Origin of the sequence: Yinghuangia sp. YIM S10712, assembly GCF_051388935.1 — a bacterium.
In the GTDB taxonomy this organism is placed as follows: domain Bacteria; phylum Actinomycetota; class Actinomycetes; order Streptomycetales; family Streptomycetaceae; genus Yinghuangia.
This window is the reverse complement of record NZ_JBPKBI010000001.1, coordinates 419964-442939: the sequence shown is the minus strand read 5'-3', so window position 1 is coordinate 442939 and position 22976 is coordinate 419964. Positions and strand designations below refer to the sequence as shown.

At 71.5% G+C, this 22976-nt stretch carries 21 protein-coding genes; 6 read left to right on the top strand and 15 right to left on the bottom strand.

The window, feature by feature from the left end; genetic code table 11:
• The first annotated feature begins 127 nt into the window (after positions 1 to 127).
• The gene (locus ACRX5W_RS02115; RefSeq protein WP_436786141.1) at positions 128 to 712 is read left to right on the top strand and encodes a hypothetical protein; all 585 of its coding nucleotides are present in this window, start codon (positions 128 to 130) and stop codon (positions 710 to 712) included.
• Positions 713 to 896: 184 nt separating this feature from the next.
• On the opposite strand, the gene ACRX5W_RS02110 is transcribed toward ACRX5W_RS02115, so the two are convergent.
• The gene (locus tag ACRX5W_RS02110) at positions 897 to 1307 is read right to left on the bottom strand and encodes a VOC family protein (protein ID WP_436786140.1); all 411 of its coding nucleotides are present in this window, start codon (positions 1305 to 1307) and stop codon (positions 897 to 899) included.
• A gap of 10 nt (positions 1308 to 1317) precedes the next feature.
• Positions 1318 to 1758: a helix-turn-helix transcriptional regulator gene (locus ACRX5W_RS02105; RefSeq protein WP_436786139.1), complete on the bottom strand. Its 441-nt coding sequence runs from the start codon at positions 1756 to 1758 to the stop codon at positions 1318 to 1320.
• 170 nt (positions 1759 to 1928) lie between these two features.
• Between ACRX5W_RS02105 and ACRX5W_RS02100 the strand changes: the two genes are divergently transcribed.
• Together ACRX5W_RS02100 and ACRX5W_RS02095 are read left to right on the top strand one after the other, a co-directional pair.
• Complete coding sequence (locus ACRX5W_RS02100; RefSeq protein WP_436786138.1) at positions 1929 to 2396, top strand: dCMP deaminase; 468 nt, start codon at positions 1929 to 1931, stop codon at positions 2394 to 2396.
• Between the two features lie 117 nt (positions 2397 to 2513).
• The gene (locus ACRX5W_RS02095) at positions 2514 to 2918 is read left to right on the top strand and encodes a hypothetical protein (RefSeq protein ID WP_436786137.1); all 405 of its coding nucleotides are present in this window, start codon (positions 2514 to 2516) and stop codon (positions 2916 to 2918) included.
• A gap of 63 nt (positions 2919 to 2981) precedes the next feature.
• On the opposite strand, the gene ACRX5W_RS02090 is transcribed toward ACRX5W_RS02095, so the two are convergent.
• On the bottom strand, positions 2982 to 4010 hold the full coding sequence (locus ACRX5W_RS02090) for a hypothetical protein (protein ID WP_436786136.1): 1029 nt from the start codon (positions 4008 to 4010) through the stop codon (positions 2982 to 2984).
• 852 nt (positions 4011 to 4862) lie between these two features.
• Here ACRX5W_RS02090 and ACRX5W_RS02085 point away from each other — a divergent pair.
• Positions 4863 to 6254 (top strand): hypothetical protein, encoded by a 1392-nt coding sequence (locus ACRX5W_RS02085; protein ID WP_436786135.1) that lies wholly within the window; start codon positions 4863 to 4865, stop codon positions 6252 to 6254.
• 291 nt (positions 6255 to 6545) lie between these two features.
• Here the strand turns inward: ACRX5W_RS02085 and ACRX5W_RS02080 are convergent, their stop codons facing one another.
• The gene (locus ACRX5W_RS02080) at positions 6546 to 7655 is read right to left on the bottom strand and encodes a LacI family DNA-binding transcriptional regulator (RefSeq protein ID WP_436786134.1); all 1110 of its coding nucleotides are present in this window, start codon (positions 7653 to 7655) and stop codon (positions 6546 to 6548) included.
• A 237-nt stretch (positions 7656 to 7892) separates the two neighbouring features.
• On the opposite strand from ACRX5W_RS02080, the gene ACRX5W_RS02075 reads away from it, so the two are divergent.
• Entirely contained in the window at positions 7893 to 9002 is a 1110-nt protein-coding gene (locus tag ACRX5W_RS02075; RefSeq protein ID WP_436786133.1) for an ABC transporter ATP-binding protein, read from the top strand.
• 172 nt (positions 9003 to 9174) lie between these two features.
• Here ACRX5W_RS02075 and ACRX5W_RS02070 read toward each other — a convergent pair whose 3' ends face one another.
• From ACRX5W_RS02070 to ACRX5W_RS02045, 6 genes are all read right to left on the bottom strand, one after another.
• Positions 9175 to 10593 (bottom strand): TQO small subunit DoxD, encoded by a 1419-nt coding sequence (locus tag ACRX5W_RS02070; protein ID WP_436786132.1) that lies wholly within the window; start codon positions 10591 to 10593, stop codon positions 9175 to 9177.
• A gap of 513 nt (positions 10594 to 11106) precedes the next feature.
• The gene (rlmB, locus tag ACRX5W_RS02065; protein WP_436786131.1) at positions 11107 to 12075 is read right to left on the bottom strand and encodes a 23S rRNA (guanosine(2251)-2'-O)-methyltransferase RlmB; all 969 of its coding nucleotides are present in this window, start codon (positions 12073 to 12075) and stop codon (positions 11107 to 11109) included.
• A gap of 128 nt (positions 12076 to 12203) precedes the next feature.
• On the bottom strand, positions 12204 to 13616 hold the full coding sequence (cysS, locus tag ACRX5W_RS02060; RefSeq protein ID WP_436786130.1) for a cysteine--tRNA ligase: 1413 nt from the start codon (positions 13614 to 13616) through the stop codon (positions 12204 to 12206).
• 70 nt (positions 13617 to 13686) lie between these two features.
• Positions 13687 to 14175, bottom strand: coding sequence for a 2-C-methyl-D-erythritol 2,4-cyclodiphosphate synthase (ispF, locus tag ACRX5W_RS02055; RefSeq protein WP_436786129.1), 489 nt, complete (start codon positions 14173 to 14175; stop codon positions 13687 to 13689).
• Between the two features lie 72 nt (positions 14176 to 14247).
• Positions 14248 to 14985, bottom strand: coding sequence for a 2-C-methyl-D-erythritol 4-phosphate cytidylyltransferase (gene ispD, locus ACRX5W_RS02050; RefSeq protein WP_436786128.1), 738 nt, complete (start codon positions 14983 to 14985; stop codon positions 14248 to 14250).
• 623 nt (positions 14986 to 15608) lie between these two features.
• Entirely contained in the window at positions 15609 to 16091 is a 483-nt protein-coding gene (locus ACRX5W_RS02045) for a CarD family transcriptional regulator (protein ID WP_231779029.1), read from the bottom strand.
• Positions 16092 to 16624: 533 nt separating this feature from the next.
• Here ACRX5W_RS02045 and ACRX5W_RS02040 point away from each other — a divergent pair.
• Positions 16625 to 17362 carry a hypothetical protein gene (locus ACRX5W_RS02040; RefSeq protein WP_436786127.1) on the top strand — a complete coding sequence of 246 codons (738 nt, stop codon included), beginning with the start codon at positions 16625 to 16627 and terminating at the stop codon, positions 17360 to 17362.
• 93 nt (positions 17363 to 17455) lie between these two features.
• Here the strand turns inward: ACRX5W_RS02040 and ACRX5W_RS02035 are convergent, their stop codons facing one another.
• From ACRX5W_RS02035 to mshA, 5 genes are all read right to left on the bottom strand, one after another.
• Positions 17456 to 18136 carry a response regulator gene (locus ACRX5W_RS02035; RefSeq protein WP_436786126.1) on the bottom strand — a complete coding sequence of 227 codons (681 nt, stop codon included), beginning with the start codon at positions 18134 to 18136 and terminating at the stop codon, positions 17456 to 17458.
• Positions 18133 to 19377 (bottom strand): sensor histidine kinase, encoded by a 1245-nt coding sequence (locus ACRX5W_RS02030; protein WP_436786125.1) that lies wholly within the window; start codon positions 19375 to 19377, stop codon positions 18133 to 18135. Before ACRX5W_RS02030 ends, ACRX5W_RS02035 begins: the two co-directional genes overlap by 4 nt.
• A 679-nt stretch (positions 19378 to 20056) precedes the next feature.
• Positions 20057 to 20815: a phosphoglyceromutase gene (locus ACRX5W_RS02025; protein WP_436786124.1), complete on the bottom strand. Its 759-nt coding sequence runs from the start codon at positions 20813 to 20815 to the stop codon at positions 20057 to 20059.
• Between the two features lie 22 nt (positions 20816 to 20837).
• The gene (locus tag ACRX5W_RS02020) at positions 20838 to 21365 is read right to left on the bottom strand and encodes a YbjN domain-containing protein (RefSeq protein ID WP_436786123.1); all 528 of its coding nucleotides are present in this window, start codon (positions 21363 to 21365) and stop codon (positions 20838 to 20840) included.
• A 202-nt stretch (positions 21366 to 21567) separates the two neighbouring features.
• Complete coding sequence (mshA, locus tag ACRX5W_RS02015) at positions 21568 to 22929, bottom strand: D-inositol-3-phosphate glycosyltransferase (protein WP_436786122.1); 1362 nt, start codon at positions 22927 to 22929, stop codon at positions 21568 to 21570.
• Positions 22930 to 22976: the final 47 nt, after the last annotated feature.

Below are 22976 nucleotides of genomic sequence, written 5' to 3'. Positions count from 1 at the left end.
GCTCGCCGTCCTTCGCGGTGTGGACGGCCGACTCCGCCCGCGAAGACGGAATGTCGACCTCCGCGGTCGGCATCCGGGTCTTGGTAGAGTCGCCGCGCTTCGGCACAGCCGCGATTCGGGGAGAACCGTGAGTACTCAGAACCAGCCGCGATGGGCCTGGTGGGTCGTCGGGATCCTGATTCCGCTCCTCGGCATCGGCGTCTCGATCTGGGTCGCCGGCAAGTCGGATTCCGACGACAAGGCGGATGTGTCGGCCACCGCGCCCGCCGACACGACGGGGGGAGCCGGCGGGAGCGCAGGCGCCCCGACCTCCGCGCCCCCGGCGGCCCAGAACAACGCGCCCGCGAAAGTCTTGTACGGCCCGGGTGAGCTGACCGTGGACCCGGACAGCCAATACGTGGTCCTGGACGCCGAGGCTCCGATCGCGCAGTCCGGCGAGCAAGGCGCGGAACTGAACGTCCTGTTCAACGTCCCGCCCGTCAGCATGATCACGACGGACCACGCCGAGACGATCGCGGCACTGCCCGCCGGAGGTGCGGACCCCACCGCGGCCGAGTGCGCGGAGGCCGTGTCCAAGCGGGGCAGCGACAGCGGTGAACTGGCTCCGGGCAACCGCTACTGCGTCAAGACCACCGGCGGCCGCACCGCATATGTGGAGCCGACCCGCGTCAGCTTCAAGGCGGTCACGTTCCGGATCATCATCTGGGGATGACAGCGGCGTCCACCGCTGCCGACCGGTCGAGCCGCGATCGCGGCGACGTCGGACCGCGGACCACGGGACCCGCCCGTCGGATCCGGCGCGGACCGTCGCTCCGCGCCCGGCCGTCGGCTCTGCCGATCCCCAGGTCGGCTCCCCGCCTGACCTGGGGATCTTCTCCGTCCTCGGGGCCGGGCCTTCAGGCCTTCTGCTCCTGAGAGATTTTGACCATGTTGCCCGACGGGTCCCGGAAGCCGCAGTCACGCGGGCCCCAGGGCTGGTCGATCGGCTCCTGGAGCACCTCGGCGCCGGAGGCGCGCACCTTCTCGAAGGTGGCGTCGAGGTCGTCGGTGCGGAAGACGATCATCGGCAGGACGCCCTTGGTCAGGAGCTCCTGAAGGGCGTCGCCGTCGGCCTGGGAACGGCCGGCGTGCGGTTCGGACAGCACGATCTCCAGGCCCGGCTGCGTCGCGCTGCCGAGCGTGACCCAGCGGAATTCGCCGGAGGCGACGTCGTTGCGTACCTCCAGGCCTAGGGCGTCCCGGTAGAAGCCGAGCGCCTCGTCCACGTCGTTGACGGTGATGTGGCAGTACTGAAGTGCGATGGTCATGCCGTCAACGCTAGGAGGCCACCCGGCCGGCCGCTTCTCGAAGCCTGCTCGGCGTCTCCCGGCTGGGCCGGGTGCGCAGTTTGGCCACGCACGGGGGCATCGCCGCCAGCGCCTCGTGCTCCCGGGCGCGGTAGGCGCTCGGCGTCTCGCCGACCAGCTCGGTGAAGCGCGAGCTGAACGAGCCGAGCGAGGTACAGCCGACGGCCATGCACGCGTCCGTCACACTGACGCCTGCGCGCAGCAGCGCCATCGCCCGCTCGATGCGGCGGGTCATGAGGTAGCTGTACGGCGTCTCGCCGTACGCCGCGCGGAACTGCCGGGAGAAATGCGCCGGCGACATGAGCGCGCGGGCGGCCATCGTCGGAACGTCGAGCGGACGTGCGTACTCGCGGTCGATCAAATCCCGCGCCCGCCGCAGGTGCGCGAGGTTGGCGAGGTCTTGCGGGGTCATGAGGGCAGGTTATAGGGGCGCGGTGACACGCGCCGCCGGGCCGGTCGCACCGACCAAACACATGGCTGATCTCCGCCCCTGGGGCCGACCGCTCGCGGGATGCGTCCAAAGCGTGCCCGATCGCGCCGACCCGGTAGTGCTTTTGGGGTGTGACCTGGGACGATCTGCGGGTGTCTGAATCACTGTTGAGTGCCGACCAGGAGATGCGGCTGCGGCGCGCCATCGCCCTCGCGCACCTGTGTCCGCCTTCGAGCACAGCGTTTTCGGTCGGAGCCACCATCGTCGCCGCCGATGGGACTCTGCTCGCGGAGGGCTTCTCCCGCGAGGAGCATCCGCAGGAGCACGCCGAGGAAGCGGCATTGCGCAAGGTCGACCCCCACGATCCGCGGCTGGCGACGGCCGTGCTGTACAGCTCGCTCGAACCGTGCTCGAAACGGGCGTCGCGGCCGGTGAGTTGTACGGAGTGGATCCTGCGCGCCGGAATCGGCACCGTGGTGTTCGCATGGCGCGAGCCCACGTTGTTCGTGGACTGCGAGGGCGCCGAGCTGCTGCGCGCGGCGGGGGTGCAGGTCATCGAGGCGCCGCAATACGCGGATCTGGCCAAACGCACCAACGCGCACCTCCTGGGAGGCGGTTGAGCGCCGGAAGCGGCATGCGGAATCCGCTTTGTTGGGGCCCGGAATCTCGCGTCGTGTGCAACCCTTTCGCCGTTCTGCCGGTCCAACCAAGACCACACGCGACCTTTGGGAGCTCCTGTGCGACGCGTTTATCTCGGCACGACAGCGGCGGTCGCCGCCGTACTCCTCACCGCGGCCTGCGGCAGCGAAAGCGCGGAATCCGATCCGGCTGCGGGCGGATCCGCATCCGCTCCGCAGTATCAGGTGATCAACGAGGAAAGCTATCTCGGCGGCGGCAGCGTGGACCTGCTCATTGCCAATGCCACCACCGAACAGGCACGCCTTGCCATAAGCAATTACGCCGAGACTCTGAAGGCCGAAGTGCGGGACTTCACAATCAGAGTCGTCCTCACCCCCGACGCCAAAACCTATGTGTGCACCGGGCATTGGCTGCGGGACGCGGACGCGGCGAAGCGGACCACAAGTGTCGTCAAGACGGACACGTGGCCGTATCTCGAAATGAACTGCCCCGAGGAAGAGTAAGGAAAATCCGAAAAGAAGGGCCCGACCGGATGCCGGTCGGGCCCTTCTCGTGCGGTCGGTCGGTCACAGGCGGCGGTCGGCCACCGTCGTCATCGGGCGGCTCGGCTGCGGCAGCCGTACCCGGACCGCGCGCTTCACGGGCGTCGTGAGGCGCCGTGCCTGCGCGCGGAGGGCGTCGGCCAGGTCGAGGTTGTCGCCGTGGTCGACGGCGTGCAACAACTCGGCGGTGACGACGATTTCGGCGATCCGGCCGTCCGGCGAGTCGAGCACCGGGAACTCCGCGCGGATGCGGGCGGCGACGTCGGGGGTGCGGAGGCTGTGGGCGTGCAGCGTGGCCGCGTCGTAGCCGAGCGGGGCCCGGCCCCAGCGCTCCCAGTCCATGAGGTACGGCGTCTCCCGGGTGATGTTGGCCCAGTGCAGGTCGCCGTGCGCGGGGACCATCGTGCGCAGGGTCGGTGCCGGAACTCCGAGATGTTCGGGGACGATCCGGTCGACGACGTCCTGGCGGACGGCGAAGCGCTGGGTGCGCGCCTCGGCCACCGTGTCGAGGCCCGCGTGCAGGCCGTCCCACCACGCGTCGGGCAGGTCGAGAGGCTCATGGAGGACAGGAGTGGGCGAGCAGACCAGGTCGCCCACGTATTCGGTGAGTTCGGCACGGTAGGCGACCGCGTCGGGTTCGTCGGCGGTCGGCGGCTCAGGGTCGGTCCAGTCCAAAAGCCCCAGCAGCCGCGGCCGGTGGCCGCGAAGCGCGCCGAACGCGAACTCGGCGGTCTTGTTGCCCTGCCACTGCTCGCCGCCCGCCTCCGCGACCGGACTGGCCTGGAGGCGCAGCCACGCGCGGCCCCCGTCGGCGCGGTCGGTCAGGCGCCCGACCGTGCGATCGCCGGCGCCCCAGGCGACCGGGCCCGCCGCTGCCGCGTTCATGCGCTCGGTGGCAAGTTCGAGGGCGGCCAGCATGCGCGCCCGGCGCGGGTTCTCCGGCGCTCGGGTAGGGGCGCCGCGCGGGGCGCCGTCGGATTTGCCCGCGCCCGCCGCACGGTCGCGTCTGCGCGCCGAAGCCGCCCGGGACTGCCCGGTCTTCGCCGCACTCATCGTCCGGCCCGCCGAAAGCCGAGCGGCACGGGGCTCTTTCCGCCGCCTTCGTCGAGGGATCGCACGCCCGGTCGGGCCGGCGACGGGGTGGCGAGCGTCGCGTGGCTGAGGGTTGTGCCGTGCATGCCGAGAACCTCCGGTTCCGGTACGTGATGTCGACTCCGCCGGTCGGTTCGGCGAAGAGTTCGGCGATGAGGACGCCGACGTGTGCCGTGGTTCCGGGCGGACGGCCCCGGTCTGCGGAGCCGTCCACCCTGCGCGCCTGCCCCGATGAATCCAGGTGAGGGGACCGAAACCGGGCGCCGGGCGGACAACGCGCCGCCCGGCGCTCGGGGCGCCGCGGCGGTGGCCGATGCGACGGGCGATACGAAGCGGCGCGCAGGGTCACTGANAATCCGGTTGAGGGGACCGGACCCGGGCGCCGGGCGGACAACGCGCCGCCCGGCGCTCGGGGCGCCGCGGCGGTGGCCGATGCGACGGGCGATACGAAGCGGCGCGCAGGGTCACTGAGTTGCGGGGACGGACGCGGCGTCGTTGGCGCGTCCGTCCGGTCGCTCGCGTACCACTGCTCGGCACCACACGTGCGGCGACCGGGGTACCGGCCGCTCCTCGCCGTCACGGTTGCCACCTCCTGGGCACCGCCTTCGGTGCCTGGTTCCGAGCGTCCGTCGAGGGCGGCACGCCTGGATAGCGTCGTCGCCACGTCATCCTTCCGTCATGGCACCGACGCCGGCGTCATCCGGACTTTCCGGTAGCCGTTTTCCGCGCATCGCGGACTGTCGCCGACAGGTTTCACGACTACTGTCGGGAAGGAACGAGCTGCACCGCCCATGCGGGGGTTCGATGACTGCGATGACAGACGCGACAGAGACCACGGCGACGACCGAGCCGACGGCACCCACCTTGCTCCGCGTCCTGGTGGCCCGGCGGCACTGGCAGGTGTACGAGACCTTCCGGCACCACTATGAGCGCGCCGCGGCAACGCTCGCCGAGCGCGAACGCGACCAGCGGATCAGCAAACTCACCGTCTCCAAACGGCAGTTCGAGCGCTGGTACGGCGGCGAGCTGAAAACCCGCCCGTATCCCGACCAATGCCGGGTCCTGGAAACGATGTTCGGCATACCCGTCGACGAACTCCTCGGCCCCGCACCGCTGTCCGTGGAGGAGCCCCGGTCGTCGGTGTTCACCGGCGTCGACGGGCCGTGGGCCGACCTCGGCGTGGGTGAACGCGAGCGGCAGGTGGCGATGGCCGCACGCCGGGCGTTCCGCTTCAGCAGCAGCATCGAGGGCAGTTCGGTCGGCGCCGAGACCCTCGACCAACTCGGCGACGAGGTACGCCGGATCGCGGCCGTCTACCCGCAGCTCCCGCTGCCCACCCTGCTCGGCGACCTGGTCGAACTCCAGGACACGTCCTTCCGGTTCCTCGAACAAGGCCGGATACGACCCATACAGGCACGCGAGTTGTACATGCTGGCGGGCATGGCGTCGGGCATGCTGGCCAAGGCCAGCCACGACCTGGGCGACCCGAGGTCCGCGATGACACAGGCACGCACCGCGTACGTCTGTGCGGAGAACGCGGACCACCCGGCACTCCGGGCATGGGCGCGCGGCCTCCAGTCGCTCATCACCTACTGGTCCGGCCAACCCCACGAAGCCGCCCGCTACGCGGCGCTCGGCACCGCGACGGCGCAAGGGCTGCGCGGCACCACGACCGTGTGGCTCGCCTGCCTCGCGGCACGCGCACACGCCATCCTCGGCGACGTGGAAGCCGCGAAGGCCGCCGCCGCGCGGGCCGAGGACGCCCGATCGGCACTGCGGCTCGACGACCTGGACGCGTACGGCGGCATCATGACCTTCCCCACGCCCCGCCAGCTCTACTACACCGCCGAGGCATCCGTGCACCTCGGCGACGACCACCGGGCCGCCGAGACGCAGGCGCTCGCCGCCGTGCGGGCGTACCGCGAAGCGCAGCCGGAGGAATGGGCGTTCAGCGACGAGGCGGGCGCGCACACCAACCTCGCGCTGGCCCGGGTCGCGAGCGACGAGGTCGACGGTGCCGCGGACGCGGTCCGGCCCGTACTCGATCTGCCCGTCGAGCAGCGGAACTTCGGGATCGTCACCAGCGCCCGGCGGGTACACGACGCGCTGTGCGCGCCACGGTTCCGCGGCGCGCGTGCGGCGCTCGAAGTGCGTTCGGAGATCCAGGAGTTCTCCGCGTTCTCGACGGCCGCCGTGCTGCGCTGAACCGCCGCCCGGGGAAGGCTTTCCAGGCCCCGGCGGCCAGATCGACCAGAACCGTGCGCCGGACCGAGCCCGCCCACGCCTCGTCCGCGCGGTGATGGGCGATCCCAGACACGCCCAAATCTGCACCATGCGTGGTCGTGTGCGCCGTCGTGTGCATGATCGTGCGGCATCGCGCCGAACCCCCGCCTGCCTTCGTCGCCTGCGCTGACGGCACGACATTGGCGCCACCTCGGCGCGCCCGTTTTCCGGCCGGCGGCACCCCCGGCCGGCGATCCCGGCACCGGCAAAGCACTATCCCGAGGGGATCGGTTCCGACCGGGGCGGAGCGGATTCACCCGCGGTCGGTGGCGGCACGACACCGGGCGCCACGGCTCGCGCGTCGTCCCCCGACGCCGCCTTCGCCGGTCCCGTCGAGCCGCGCACCACCAGCTCCGGGCGGTAGACGAGTTCGGTGCGCGGCGCCCGCCCGCCGCCGATCTCGTCCAGCAACGCCCGCACCGCCGCGGCCCCCATCGGTGCGACCGCCTGACGCACCGTGGTCAGCGGCGGGTCCGTGAAGGCCACCAGCGGCGAGTCGTCGTACCCCACCACGGACACGTCCCCCGGCACCCCCAAACCGCGCTCGCGGACCGCGCGGATGACACCAAGCGCCATGAGGTCGCTCCCGCACACGATCGCGGTGGCACCGCGAGCCAGCAGCGTGCCCGCCGCGGCCTGGCCGCCTTCCACCGAGAACAGCGACCGTTCGATCCACGGCTCCGCGTCCTCGACGCCGAACGCCGCCGCGAGCCCCCGCCGGAAACCGGCGATCTTCCGCGCGGTCGGGACGTAACGCTCCGGTCCGACCGCGAGCCCGATGTGGCGATGCCGCAGCGACGCCAGGTGGCCTATCGCCAACTCCACCGCCACCGACTCGTCGCTGGAGATGAACGGTGCGTCGATGCCCTCGGCGTACCCGTTGACGAAGACGACCGGCAGGCCCCGCTCCACCAATCTCACGTAACGCGACATGTCGGCGCCCGAGTCGGAGTGCAGCCCCGAGACGAAGATGATCCCCGACACCCCCCGCTCCAGGAGCAGTTCGGTGTAGTCGTCCTCGGTCGCCCCGCCCGGCGTCCCCGTACACAGCACGGGGGTGTAGCCGTGGTGTGCCAGCGCCCGCTCGATGACCTGGGCGAACGCCGGGAAAATCGGATTGTCGAGCTCCGGCAGCATGAGCCCGACCAGCCCCGCGCTGCGCCGCCGCAACCGGGCGGGGCGCTCGTAGCCGAGAACGTCCAGCGCGGTGAGCACCGCGCGCCGGGTGTCCTCGGCGACTCCGGGGCGACTGTTGAGCACGCGACTGACGGTCGCCTCGCTGACTCCCGCCTGGGCGGCGATGTCCGCCAACCTCGTCTTCATGGCCGACCAGCGTAGTTGACGCTTTCTGAAGGATTCGGTACGGGCTTGCACCGGATGCAAAGTCTTGCACCGGACCGACCATATTCACGGTCCGCGCGGGACCGCCGAGCGGGACTCTGGGCAAGACCCGTCACCGCCGGATAGCGTGCCGCCCAGTCCCCGAAGGAAATCCGGGGACCGCGCACCCTCCACTCGGATCGTCCGGCACGTTCCTGCCGGTGAAGGGGAGTACCGACCATGGCTTCGGTCACGTACCACCAGGCGACCTGCACCTACAAAGGCGCCTCCCGTCCCAGCGTCGACGCCCTGGACCTGGAGATCGCCGACGGCGAATTCCTCGTCCTCGTGGGCCCGTCCGGCTGCGGCAAAACCACCTCGCTGCGCATGGTCGCCGGCCTCGAAGAGGTCACCGGCGGCTCGATCAGCATCGGCGACCGCGACGTGACGTTCCTCGAACCCAAGGAACGCGACATCGCGATGGTCTTCCAGAACTACGGGCTCTACCCGAACATGACCGTCGCCGAGAACATGGGCTTCGCGCTCAAGATCGCCGGCGTCGACAAGGCCACCATCCGCGCGAAGGTCGAGGAGACGGCGAAAATGCTCGACCTCGACGCCTACCTCGACCGCAAGCCGAAGGCGCTGTCCGGCGGCCAGCGCCAGCGCGTCGCGATGGGCCGCGCGATCGTCCGCGAACCGAGGGTCTTCCTCATGGACGAGCCGCTGTCCAACCTCGACGCGAAACTGCGGGTGCAGACGCGCACCCAGATCGCGTCGCTCCAGCGCCGTCTCGGCATCACCACGGTGTACGTCACCCACGACCAGGTCGAGGCCATGACCATGGGCGACCGCGTCGCCGTTCTGCGGGACGGCGTCCTCCAGCAGGTCGACACTCCGCGCACCATGTACGACCGGCCGGCCAACGTCTTCGTCGCGGGTTTCATCGGCTCGCCCGCGATGAACCTCGTCGACACCGAACTCACCGCGGACGGCGTGCGGTTCGGCGACACCGTCCTGCCCGTCCCGCGCGAGGCCCGGGAACGCGCGTCCGCCGAAGGCGCGGCCAAGGTGACGCTCGGGGTGCGCCCGGAGCACCTGGAGGTCCGGGCGCCCGACGCGCTCGCGAAGACGGAGAGCGGACTGCCGATCGTGGTGGACGTCGTCGAGGAACTCGGCGCGGACGCTTACGTCTACGGCACCGCGCAGGTCGACCACGAACCGACGCCGATCGTGGTGCGCGTCCCCGGCCGCAAGGTGCCGGGCAAAGGCGAGACCGTCCACGTCGTCGCACGGACCGACGAGACGCACCTGTTCTCGACGCGAACCGGCGAGCGCCTGACCGACTGACCCGGCCGACCGAACCGGCAAGATACCGAGTCGGCGTCAAAAACACCGCGGCGTACGGCTCCACCGGACATCCGCCGATGGAGCCGTACGCACGCGACCGATCCGAACCTGTATTCCGCGGCCTGCCCCTTCCGGGCTCCGGCCGCTTCTCAGCCACCCTGTCCGCCTCCGATCACCCCCCCAACAGCCCACCGAGCGGTGTGCCGGCGGATCGGGTCGGTGCCGAGTCATTCGTCTTCGGCGACGAAGCGGCCTCGGTCTTGGCCGCCTTCGTCGCCGTCGCCTCCGCGGACGGCTTGTCGTCGTTCCCCGCGTTCGCCGGCTTGCGGGTCGAGGCCGTCGTCTTCGAAGAACTCTTCGACGTGGAATCCGACTTCGGCGTCGACGAGGCGGAGTCGCCGTTCCCGGCCCGCGTCGAGCTCGGCTCCGCCGCGCCGGTGTCCGACGCGCTCGGCCCCGCGGACGCGGGCGCCCCCGCCGGGGGAGGGGCCGCAGGGGCGTCGGCCGCCGGTGGGCCGCTCACCGCGCTCTCCGGCGCCTCGACCTTCGGCTCCGGCGCGTCCGGCGACGCCGGGTTACCGAACAGCGCGCCCGCCAGCAGTGTCAGACCGACGGCCGAGCCCGCGATGATGGAGCCGTACCCGAGCTTGCGCCGCCGCGCCCGCACCGGAATCGTCAGCGGGCCACGCCAGTTGCGCATCGACAGCCAGCAGTCCACCGAATACATCGGGGCACCCGCGAGCGCGAGCGGGCTCCACGCAGCCAGGAACACGACGTACGCCGCGTGGTACGGCGACGAACTGCTCCCGACCGCCATCAGCACGCCCAGCGACAGGAGCATGCCGACCATGCCCATCGCCCGCGTCCACAGCCCGAGCAGCGCGCCGACGCCGACGACCACCTGCCCCAACGCGAACAACAGCCCGGTGGTGATCGCGAACTGCGCCGCGAGGTCCAGCACCGAGGGCGCGAAGCTGTTCGCCTGCAACACGTCGATGCGGTGGGCGAAGGAACCCGGCGAGTCGGCGTCGAGGAACGCCGGGTCGTAGAGCTTGCGCAGGCCCTCCAGCAGGAACGCCACGCCGAGGAACAACCGCAGCGGCAGCAGGATCACCCCGGACTGGACCACCCCGCCCCGGCGGGTCGACCCCGACTCCGTGCGCGCCGCAGCCGCGGTCGAGCCCGGCGAAGCAGTCGGCCCCGCACCGGTCTTGCCACGGACGACGGGCCGGGCCGCCGTCCGCCGCACCGGACGCGTGGCGGAACCGGAGTGCGCCGCGGACTCCGGAACGCGCGGCATCACCCGCGTCGGCGGATCCGCGGCCGCGACGCGCGGAAGCTCCGTGGTCTCGTCGGTCGGCCCGGCCCGCTCCCCTCCCCGCGGCGCCCGCTGGCCGGGCACCTGCGCATCCCGGGGCTTGCCGGGCGGGCCGATCACCACACGGAGGCTGCGCGTGGGTGCCGCCACCGCGGCCGGGTCCACGGGGTCCCACAGCAGCGTCGGAACCGCCCCGGAACCCCCCGGGTCCCCTCCGGTCGGCCGGTCCTGATCACGCGGGCCACCGAAGTAGCCGTCAGATCTGGTCTCCACGCATGACTAACCGCGGATACCCCCGGAAGGATGCGGCCAAATGGTCAAATATATTCGCGCGCCCCGATTATCCGACTTCGGCGGACGAAGAAAGCGCCTTGCCGAGCGCCCGAGAACGGCCTTCGCCAGTCGCGACGAGCAGCACGAAGCGGCCCGCGGAAACGAAGCGGACCAACCGGGGCGGGCGGCCGTCGCACCGACGCCACACGGGCCGCGACGCGATGAACGGCCGAACTCCCGCCATTCACCGGGGCATTCGCCAAAGGCATCACCGCGCGACGGGAGGAGGCTATCCCCGATCGGCGCGTGCGGTACCGCAAAGCCCCGAAAATCCCGGGCTGTTGCGCCGTGCGGCATTCCCGGTGCGGCAGGCCGCGCCCGTCCGCGCGTCGGCCCCCGGCAGGCAAAAGAAACGAAAATCGGAAGTGCGCCCATGGGTGCCCCGGTGCGAGGAGCTGCGCCTTTCGCACCACCGCACACCGCGCCGGGGCAGGCGCCTGCGCCCGCCCCGGATCACGGACGACGACGCGCCGCGACCTCGTACAAGACAATCCCGGCGGCCACCCCGGCGTTCAGCGACTCGTTCCCGACGGCCATCGGAATGGCCACCGTCTGGTCGCACGTCTCCGTCACCAGACGCGACAGGCCCTTGCCCTCCGACCCGAGCACGATCACCAAAGGCTCGTCCGCCGTGGCGAGTTCACCGAGCTCCACATCGCCGTCGGCGGCGAGCCCGACCACGAACAGCCCCTGCTTCCGGTACGCCTCCAGCACCTGGCGCAAGTTGGACGCACGTGCCACCGGCACCCGTGCCGCCGCTCCCGCCGACGTCTTCCACGCCCCCGCCGTCATGCCCGCCGCCCGCCGCTCCGGCACCACGACACCGTGCGCGCCGAACGCCGCCGCCGAGCGGATGACCGCGCCGAGATTGCGCGGATCGGTGATGCCGTCCAGCACGACGATCAACGGCACCTCGCCGTCCTCGTTCGCGGCCACCACCAGGTCGTCGGGGTGGGCGTACTCGTACGGCGGGATCTGGAGCGCGAGCCCTTGGTGGTGGCCGCCTTCCGCGAGCCGGTCCAATTCGGGGCGCGGCGCCTCCAGCAGCGGGATGGCCATGTCGTTCGCGAGCTTGAGCGCCTCACGCACGCGGTCGTCGGCGTCGATGAACTGCGCGACGTACATCGCACTCGCCGGGATGCCCGCGCGCAGCGCCTCGACCACCGAGTTGCGGCCGTACACCAGCTCGGCGGTGCCCTTTCCGCCGCGCCCGCGCGCGACTCCCGGGCGCCCGCCGGCGCGCGCCGCGCGTTTCGCGGCGGCGTTCGCGGCCCGCTGCTTCGGGTGCCCCTTGCGCATCTCCGCCGGCGGCGTCGGGCCCTTGCCGCGCAGCGCACGGCGGCTGTGCCCGCCCGTGCCGACCTGGGGCCCCTTCTTGCTCCCCGGGTTGCGCTTGTTGCGGCGCTGGCTGTTGCCGGCCATGACGGTGTCCCTTCGGTGTTCTCGTCCGGCACGTACAACCGTACGGCCGGGCGCTCGGCCCGGCCGCATGCGACGGTCGTACGCGAACCGCCCTCGGGCGGCGACTTGTCGGTGCTCTCTGACTCGGATTACTGGTCGGCGTGCCGCTCCAGGGTCCACCGCGGCCCCTGCGGCGTGTCCTCCACGACGACGCCCGCGGCGGTGAGCTGGTCCCGGACCGCGTCGGCCGCCGGGTAGTCCTTGCGGGCCCGGGCGGCCTGGCGTTGTTCGAGGGCCAGGTGGACGAGCGAGTCGACCACGTGCCGCAGGTCCCCCGACCGGTCCGACGCGCCCCCGGACGCCCACGGCTCCGCGGTCGGGTCGAGCCCCAGCACGCCGAGCATCGCACGCAGCGCGCCGAGGTGCGCCGCCACCCCGTCCTTGTCGCCCGCGGCCAGCGCGGTGTTGCCCTCGCGCACGGTGTTGTGCACGACCGCCATGGCCTGCGGCACGCCCAAGTCGTCGTCCATCGCCTCGGCGAACGCGGCGGGCACCGCGGCGTCCGGCTCGACCGGCCCCGTCAGTTCGAGGGCGCGTTCGATGAAGCCCTCGATGCGGCCGAACGAGACTGCGGCCTCCTGGAGCGCGGCCTCGCTGTACTCGATCATCGACCGGTAGTGCGGCGAGGCCAGGTAGTAGCGCAGCACGATCGGCGGCCACCGCTTGACCATCTCGGACACGAGCACCGAGTTGCCGAGCGACTTGCTCATCTTCTCGCCGCTCATGGTGACCCACGCGTTGTGCATCCAGTAGTTGGCGAAACCGTCTCCGGCCGCCTTGGACTGCGCGATCTCGTTCTCGTGGTGCGGGAAGACCAGGTCGAGTCCGCCGCCGTGGATGTCGAAGCGCTCGCCGAGATAGCGGTGGGCCATCGCCGAGCACTCCAGGTGCCAGCCCGGCCGCCCGCGGCCCCACGGCGTCTCCCACGACGGCTCGCCGGGCTTGGCCGCCTTCCACAGCGCGAAGTCCCGGACGTCGCGCTTGGCGCCGCGCCCCGCGTCACCCTGGTCGCGCATGGAGTCGAGCCGCTGGCCGCTGAGCGCGCCGTACTCCGGATACGAGTGCACGTCGAAGTAGACGTCGCCGTCAGACGGGTACGCGTGGCCCGTGGTGATCAGCCGCTGCATCAGCTCGATCATCTCCGGCACATGCCCGGTCGCCCTCGGCTCCACGGTCGGGGGAAGGCAGCCGAGCGCGTCGTACGCCGCGTTGAAGGCCCGCTCGTTGGGATAGCCGATGCGCCACCACGGCACACCGGCCTTCGTCGCCTTGTCGATGATCTTGTCGTCGATGTCGGTGACGTTGCGGCAGAAGACGACGTCGTTGCCCCGGTACGCGAGCCAGCGCCGCAGCACGTCGAAGTTCAACCCGGACCGGATGTGGCCGATGTGCGGCGGCGCCTGGACCGTGGCACCACACAGGTAGATCGACACAGTGCCCTCGACGAGCGGCACGAAGTCGCGGACCGTGCGGGTGCTGGTGTCGTATAGGCGCATGCTCACTCTGCGAGTTTAGGGGTTCTCACGCCGGGGAAGCCCGCGGATTCGCCCGGGGCGCCCGATCCGGACGCGCCTACCGCGCCTCGGCACGGACGACGAGGGCCGTCGCGATCGCCGCGAGACCCTCCGCGCGCCCGGTGAGACCGAGGCCGTCGGTCGTCGTCGCCGAGACCGACACCGGCGCGCCCGCGGCCTCGGACAACACCTTCTCGGCTTCGGCGCGGCGCGGGCCGACCTTCGGACGGACGCCGACCACCTGCACCGCGACGTTGCCGATCGCGAAACCCGCCTCGCGCACCAGCCGGGCGGCCTCGCCGAGCAGCGCCGTCCCGGACGCCCCGGCCCACTCCGGGCGGGACGTGCCGAAGTGCGCGCCCAAGTCACCGATTCCGGCCGCCGAGAACAGCGCGTCGCAGGCCGCGTGCGCCGCCACGTCGCCGTCGGAGTGGCCGGCGAGCCCCGTCTCCCCCGGCCACAGCAGTCCGGCGACCCACAGCTCCCGCCCGTCCTCGAACGGATGTACGTCGATCCCGATCCCGGTACGCGGCAGGGGAATTGACAACGACTCAGACACCAGACAGCTCCATCGGCGACAACGGCGCACAGACACGGAACAAACAGCGCGGCAGGCGGCTCACCCCGGCTCCTCCGCCGAACCCGCCTCGGCGCGGCGGCGGTTCAGCAGCGCCTCGGCGAGCAGCAGGTCGAACGGCCGGGTCACCTTGAAGGCGTCCTCGGAACCGGGCACGACGGCAACGGTCACGCCCATGCGTTCCACCATCCCGGCGTCGTCGGTGGTGTCGCCGCCCGGGGACGCGGCGTGCGCGGCGGCCAGCACCTCGCGGCGAAAGCCCTGCGGCGTCTGGACCGCACGCAGGGACGCGCGGTCGACCGTGCGCACGACGCGTTCCTTCGTCCCGTCGGGCGCGCCTTCCGCCGTGACCTCTTTGACGGTGTCGACCACCGGCAGCGCCGGGACGACCGCGTCGGCACCGGCCTCGACCGCCGCCACGACCGACTCCACCACGTCGACGGGCACGAACGGCCGGGCGGCGTCGTGCACCAGGACCACCGGGAACGGTGCCCCCAGGCCGTCCAAGGCGCACCGCACCGACTCCTGCCGCGTCGCGCCGCCCGGCACCACCGTGACGGGTGCCTCCGGCCCCAACTCGCGGGCCAGAAGAGCGCGTACGTCCTCGACCCCATCGGCGGGCGCCGCCACCACCGCGGCCGTCACACTCGGCGCCGCGAGCACCGAGCGCAGCGCGTGCACCAGCATGGGCACGTCGCCCAGCTCCCGCAGCGCTTTGGGCAGGCCGCCGCCCAGCCGAACCCCGAGGCCGGCCGCGGGCACCAGAACAGCAGCTCTCACCGAACTCCCCACCACGTCGCGCACGAATACCAGGACGTGTCTGCAAACCCCCGGCGACGCCTCGGCGGGTCTCCGGGCGCCGACGAACGCGGCACTCGCCCAGGACGAACCCGCACGCGCGAACGCCGGGACGAGCCCGAGCTCGGCCTGATCCGATGAGGTTTTCGGACACGCTCCGACGAAGGTACCGGGGCCGGGTGTACGCGTGGGACTGCTGGGGAAGGCCCTCAGCGAGCCGAGAACGTCACCCTTCCGTGGACGCGGGCAACGCCATATAGCCCGTCGGGTGCCGATCCGTCTGATGTCGGCGGGCATGCCTCGGCTCGGCGTGCGCGGAGCGGGGCCGCCGCGCGGGTGGGGCATCCGAGCCCGAGCCGCGTGCAACCGTCACCGCGCACGCCGGGCAAAGCCCGGCGCACGCCGACGGACCGGGTCGCGTGAACCCGGAAGCAGCCGCAGGGAAACCTGTCGGCGTGCCGACGGGATGCGCCGGAACGCACCGACAGGTCCTACGAACGCCAAACGCCGGTACAGACGGGGTGGCGGATCACCCGGGCGCGTGCGATGCCGCACATTCCACGGGAAACGCCGCCGGACACCCCGTTCCGCCCGGCATCACGCGGTCAGGAGGCGAGAACCTCGTCGAGGATCGCCTCTGCCTTGTCTTCATTGGTGTTCTCCGCGAGCGCCAGCTCACTCACCAGGATCTGCCGCGCCTTCGCGAGCATCCGCTTCTCGCCGGCCGACAGGCCGCGGTCACGCTCCCGGCGCCACAGGTCGCGCACGACCTCGGCAACCTTGATAACGTCACCGGAAGCGAGCTTCTCCAGGTTCGCCTTGTAGCGTCGCGACCAGTTTGTCGGCTCCTCGGTGTGCGGAGCCCGCAGCACCTCGAAGACGCGATCGAGGCCGTCCTGACCCACCACGTCGCGCACACCGACGAACTCCGCGTTGTCAGCGGGGACTCGTACCGTGAGGTCGCCCTGGGCTACCTTCAGCACCAGGTAGATCTTGTCCTCGCCCTTGATGGTGCGAGTCTCGATCGCCTCGATGAGCGCGGCCCCGTGATGGGGGTAGACCACCGTGTCGCCAACCTTGAACGTCATGTGACAGGTACCCCTTCCGTGGCTTTCTAGGGTAACACGGCTCACGTCTCGCCTGAATGGCGTTTCCGCAGGTCAGAGCCTTAGTCAGGGCTTGACAAGGGCTATCCGGGCATGCATGTCCCCCGGTTGCGACATGCCTGGAGTGATCCATAAACCGGGCAAAACGGCCAAGTTGTCCCGCAGTTGCATCGAACGCCGTTGCGACTATTGGCGTTCGCGGACACACCGCCCGCAGCCATCTGTTTTTGGACAGCAGCGCGAATCGGCCGAATCAGCCCCGCATACGGCTTGCCGCGGCCGGAATCCCGCGCGTGTCGCCTGGGCCGTCCGACCCGCTCGTGTGTACGGGTTCCTCCCGCGTTTCGCTTACGCGCGGCACGCGGATTCCGCTCGTTTTCGCCCGGACTTCGCTCGTCCTGATGGCGATGCCCAAGCCGCGTACAAGCCGCGGAACACGCCTGGATAGGCTGTCGCCGGTCCCCACGACCGGGAACCGCCGAGACCTGTCAAGGACCCAAGGAGAATCGCCCGCCGTGAGCCGCAGCATCAGCAGCGTTCGACGGGGAGCCGTCGCCGCAACCCTCGTCCTCGCGCTGGCCCCTCTTGCCGCCGCCTGCTCCAGCGGCACGGACGCCGCGACCGGCCAACTGAAGCCCGACACCCCGCACACGCAGCTCGGCGCCGTGCAGGTGCAGAACCTGACGCTGGTGACCGGCGACGACGGTACCGACCTGGTCGCCCTCGGCGGCGCCTTCGTCAACGAGGGCGACAAGCCCGAGACGCTGACCAAGGTGACACTCGAAGGCGTTTCGGCGCCGGCCGAGCTGCACAGTGCCGCCGGCGGCGACGGCCCGATCACCATCCCGGCGGGCGGCGCGGTCTACCTCACCGGCGGCGTCGACAAGGCGGTGTTCGAGGACGCCGATGTGGAGCATGGCGCGTACGTGAAGGTCACCCTCACGTTCAGCTCGGTCGGCGAGACCACGATCGGCGTTCCGGTCCACGAGCCCGAGGACTACTACGCGCCGCTCAAGCCGACCCCCGAGGCGACTGCGGCACCGGCCCCGGCGGCTCTCGCGGCCACGACGCCGGCCGCGAGCCCGAGCGCGCCGCCCGCCACCGCCACGCCGCCCGCCCCGGGGCAGACGGCCTCCGGGCAGCCGAGCGGGCAGCCTTCCTCGACACCCGCCTCGGGCAACGCGACCGCCACCGCCACGGCAACCGGGGAGGCTTCGGGCGCGCCCGCATCGGGCACCCCCGAAGCGAGCTGACCGCCCGCATACGCGAAACGGTCGTCCGCGAACTCTCGGTTCACGGACGACCGTTCGACGTGCGGGGCGCGGCGCGGCAGCCGCGCGGGCCGGTCAGGGCTCGAACTTGTAGCCGAGGCCGCGCACGGTCACCAGGTAGCGGGGCGCACCCGGGTCCGGCTCGATCTTCGCGCGCAGGCGCTTGACGTGGACGTCGAGCGTCTTGGTGTCGCCGACGTACCCGGCGCCCCAGACGCGGTCTATCAGCTGCATCCGTGTGAGTACCCGGCCCGCGTTGCGCAGCAGGAGCTCCAGCAGGTCGAACTCCTTCAGCGGCAGCTCGACCTTGACGCCGTCGACGGTCACGCGGTGCCGGTCGACGTCCATGCGCACAGGGCCCGCCTCCAACGCGGTCGGCTCGACCTCGGTCGGCTCGGACTGGCGGCGCAGGACCGCGCGGATGCGGGCGACGAGCTCGCGCGACGAGAACGGCTTGGTGACGTAGTCGTCGGCGCCGATCTCCAGGCCCACGACCTTGTCGACCTCGCTGTCCTTCGCGGTCACCATGATGACGGGCACGTTCGACTTCGCCCGCAGACGACGGCACACCTCGGTGCCGGGCAGGCCCGGCAGCATGAGGTCGAGCAGCACGAGGTCGGCGCCGCCCTGGTCGAACTGGTCCAGCGCGTCGGGTCCGTTGACCGCGACGGCGACCTCGAACCCCTCCTTGCGCAGCAGAAACGCCAGTGGGTCGCTGAAGGACTCCTCGTCCTCGACGACGAGCACTCGGGTCATCGGGAACCCTCCCGGGAGTTGTACGACGGGGCCAAATCACTCGATCCGCTCGGCGCGGACGATGCACCGGGCCGCATGGACGCCGCGTCGGGAGCGTCGCCCCGTTCGTCGGCGGGCTGAAGAGGCAGCACGAGGGTGAACGTGGTGCCGGCGCCCTCCATACTGCGCACGGTGACCTCGCCCCCGTGACCGGCCACGATGTGCTTCACGATCGACAATCCGAGCCCGGTCCCGCCGGTGGCCCGGGAACGCGCCGGGTCCACCCGGTAGAAGCGTTCGAAGATGCGGTCGAGTTCGCGACTGGGGATGCCGATGCCCTGGTCGGAGACGGCGATCACGGCCTTGCGCCCGGTAGCGCGCACGTCGATGTCGACGCGGGTGCGCTCGGGGCTGTAGTTGACGGCGTTCTCGACCAGGTTGCCGATCGCCATGACCAGCTGATTGTGGTCGCCGGGGATCACCAGCCCGGGGTCGCCGCCGACCGCGAGGGCGATCTGCTTGTTCTGGGCCAGCTGGCGGCACCGGTCGACCGCCTCGGCGACGAGCTCGTCCACCGGAACGGGGGACATGTCCTGGAGCGGGTGGTCGTTCTGCACCCTCGACAGGTCGATGAGCTCTTGGACGAGGCTGGTCAGACGCGCGGACTCGACCTGCATGCGGCCGGAGAAGCGGCGTACCGCCTCCGGGTCGTCGCTCGCGTCGAGGACGGCTTCGGCCAGCAGCGAGAGGGCGCCGACGGGGGTCTTGAGCTCGTGGCTGACGTTGGCGACGAAGTCGCGGCGCACGGCGTCGACTCGGCGGGCCTCGGTGCGGTCCTCGACGAGGAGCAGGACCAGGCGGGAGCCGAGGGGGGCGACGCGGGCGGAAACCTCCAGCTCCTGCCCGTCGCGGCGGGTCAGGAGCAGGTCGCGCTGGCGTATCTCCCCGTCGCGGCGCGTCTCGCGGGCCATCCGGAGCAGTTGGTCGGGGACGAGTTGGTCGCCCCTCACCAGGCCGAATGTGTACGCGGCGGAGCTGGCCTTGACGACCGCGTCGCGCTCGTCGAGCACGACGGCGGAGGAGCGCAGCACCGACAGGACAATGGCCACGCCGGGCGGCAACTGCACCGCGCCTTCGGACGCAGCCTGGGCCGTACCGGCCGCCTGGGCTCGCTCGCTCCAACGGAACGCCAGGACCCCGGTAACGCCGACAGCCAACCCGGAGAGGGCGGCTACGGCCGCCGCGGCCACGTTCACGTCCACAGGACCCAGGGTAAAGCTGCCCCGAACGAGTGAACCCCTCGCGGGTGCCGGCAAGCGCATGACTTCATCGACTGTTCACCGTTCGACCATGTGCGGTTCAGACCGCACGGGTGTTCCGGGTCGCGGGTGTTTGCAGTGATTCGCGCATGGGCGGGACTTGCGGTTTCCACAGCCTTAACAGGCTTTGCAGGGTTTGCCGGATCCGCCCGTTGACGCGTGGATGCGTTATGGGTTGACTCGTATGCGGACAGTGCGCACTCAGCGCTGCCGGGCACGGCTTGAGCACGGTTGAACACCAAGTGCACGCAGGTGAACGGAGGTCGCCCATGAACGATCCGCACACCCTCACCCCGACCGGCCGACGCACGATGATCGAGATCACCCCGGTTCGCGCCGCCGACAGTCGGCGGCCCTCCCCCGCTCCCCTTCCCGGGTGCAGTTGCCCGTCGAGTTGCGGCTGCGGCTGCAAGTCCGGGTCGTCGTGCAGTTGCGGGGGCAACTGCCGCGGCTGATCGCCGCAAGTCCGGAAACGCGCGGGGGCGCCCATCCTGTGGTGATGGGCGCCCTCTTCGGCGGTGGTCCGGCTACGTGCGAGTGCCATGCGCAGGATCCGGCCACCGGACGGGCGGCTCGGACAGCCGGCCCGGGGACCGGACCGGTGGCCGGGTCTTTGGTTCGGCTACTTGCGGCCCTGGTTCTTGACCGCCTCGATCGCCGCGGCGGCGGCTTCGGGGTCGAGGTAGCGGCCGCCGGGGGTCACCGGCCGCAGGTCGGCGTCGAGTTCGTACAGCAGCGGGATGCCGGTGGGGATGTTCAGGCCGGCGATGTCGTCGTCCGAGATGCCGTCGAGGTGCTTGACCAGGGCGCGCAGCGAGTTCCCGTGCGCGGCGATGAGCGTGGTGCGCCCGGCCTCCAGGTCCGGCACGATCGCGTCATACCAGTAGGGGAGCATGCGGGCGACGACGTCTTTGAGGCATTCGGTGCGCGGCCGGATCTCGTCCGGCAGACCGGCGTAGCGCGCATCGTTGACCTGCGAGAACTCGTCGTCGTCGGCGAGCGGCGGGGGCGGGGTGTCGTACGACCGGCGCCACAGCATGAACTGCTCCTCGCCGAACTCGGCGAGCGTGGCGGCCTTGTCCTTGCCCTGGAGCGCACCGTAGTGCCGCTCGTTGAGCCGCCACGTGCGGCGGACCGGGATCCAGTGCCGGTCGGCGGCGTCGAGGGCGAGCTGCGCGGTGCGGATCGCGCGGCGCTGGAGCGAGGTGTGCAGGACGTCGGGCAGCACGCCGGCGTCGGTCAGCAGCCGGCCGCCGCGCGCGGCCTCCTCCTCGCCGGTCGGGGTGAGGTCGACGTCCACCCAACCGGTGAAGAGACCTTTGAGGTTCCAATCGCTCTCGCCGTGGCGGAGCAGCACAAGCTTGTACGGGGTGTCGGCCATGGGCCCGAGCGTAGTGGAGGTGTCAGGGCCCTTCGGGCGCACCCTTGCCGGTGCCGTCGTCCTCGATCAGGTGTTTGAACGCGGCGAGGTTGCGGGTGGATTCGCCGCGCTCGGTACGCCACCGCCACTCCCGCCGGATCGACGAGGCGAACCCCAGTTCGAGCAGCGTGTTGAAACTCTCGTCGGCGGCTTCGAGCACGACGCCGAGGATCCGGTCGACCTCGTCGGCGGTGACCGCCCGCAGCGGCAGGCGTCCGGTGAGGTAGACGTCGCCGAGTTTGTCGAGCGAGAACGCGACGCCGTACATGCGCACGTTGCGGGTGAGCAGCCAGCGGTAGAACGCCTCGTGGTTCTCGTCGGGCCGCCGCACGACGAACGCGGTGACGGTGAGCGAGTGGCGGCCGAGCCCCAGCGCGCAGGTGGTCTTGAGTTTGCGCACGCCAGGCAGGGTGACGACGAACGTCGCGTCGTCCGGGCGCTCCCAGGTCACCTCGGCGTCGTCGAGGGCACGCCGTATGGTCTCGGCGACCTCGGCCCGGGTCTGCTCCACGGTTCACCTCGGCATCGGCGGTCGGGGGGTGCGGGTCGGGGACAACGTTAGAGCCTCGCGTTCGGGAGGCCGGGACTGGCGCAGGACGGGTGCTCGGCGTGCGAGGCCGGCCCGGCCGGGCGCGGCGATGACGCGCCCCGGCGGGCACGAACATCCTGCGCGCACGGCCTCCGCGCGCCCGCGCGGCGGTGGGCCGCAGGGCTCAGGGGCCCGTTCCCGTCCCCACGCGGGCCGCGGCCAGGGTCGGGACCCGCGCGGCGGTGTCGGCGAGGGTCTGGGCGTAGACGTCGGCCATGCCCGCGGCGGCGGCGGCCCAGCCGAAGTTGGCGGCGTGCCGTACGGCCCCGCCCGCGTAGCGCTCGCGCAGGCCCGGCGAGCGGACCAGGCGGCCGATGGCGTCGGCGTAGTCGAGCGGGTCGTGGCCGTCGACCAGGATTCCGGACACGCCGTCGCGCACCGCCGTGGGCAGCCCGCCCACCGCCGCGGCCACGACGGGTGTGCCGCACGCCTGGGCTTCGATGGCGACCAGCCCGAAGGACTCGTTGTGGGACGGCACAACGGCGACGGTCGCCGCGCGGTACCAGTCGGCGAGCACGTCCTGGGGAACGGGGCGGCGGAAGCGCACGACGTCCTGCACGCCCAGTGCAGAGGCCAGCTTGTGCAGGTGCTCGGGCGCCGCGAGACCGGTGCCGCTGGGCCCGCCCACGACCGCTACGACCAGCTTCTCGCGCAGTGAGGGATGGCCGCGCAGCAGGTGGGCGGTGGCGTGCAGCAGCACGTCGGGCGCCTTCAGCGGCTGGATGCGGCCGGCGAAGAGGACGACGGTCGCGTCCTCGGGCAGGCCCACGCGGCGGCGTGCCTCGGCGGCGTCGCCGGGCCGGAAGGTGTCCAGGTCCACTCCGGGGTTGACGACCGCGACCTGGTCGGGGGCCGCGTCGTAGAGGGCGACGAGTTGTTCGGCCTCCTCGGCGGTGTTGGCGACGAGGCGGTCGGCGGCCTCGACGACCTGGCTCTCACCGATCACGCGTGCGGACGGCTCGGGGCTGTCGCCGCCGGCGAGTGAGGCGTTCTTGACCTTGGCCATGGTGTGCATGGTGTGGATCAGCGGGACGCCCCAGCGCTCCTTGGCCAGCCATCCGACCTGGCCGGAGAGCCAGTAGTGGGAGTGGACGAGGTCGTAATAGCCGGGCTCGCGCATGGCCTCTGTGCGCAGGACGCCCGAGGTGAACGCGCACAACTGGGCGGGGAGGTCTTCCTTGGACAGGCCCTCGAAGGGGCCCGCGGTCACGTGTCGGACGAGGACACCGGGAGCCATCTCGACCACGGGCGGCAGATCGCGCCCGGTGGCCCTGGTGAATATCTCCACCTCGACGCCGAGCGCGGCGAGCCGCTTGGACATCTCGACGATGTACACGTTCATCCCGCCCGCATCGCCCGTCCCGGGCTGGTGCAGGGGGGATGTGTGGACGCTGAGCGTCGCGATACGGCGTGGTGCCCCCCGGCGGCCTGCCAGGGTGTGCTTGCGCACGGCGGGCACGGCCGTTCGCGACACGTGATGGCTCACGCGAAGACCTCCTCAGCCCGTTTCCGCCGCACGCCCAAGGCGTGCGG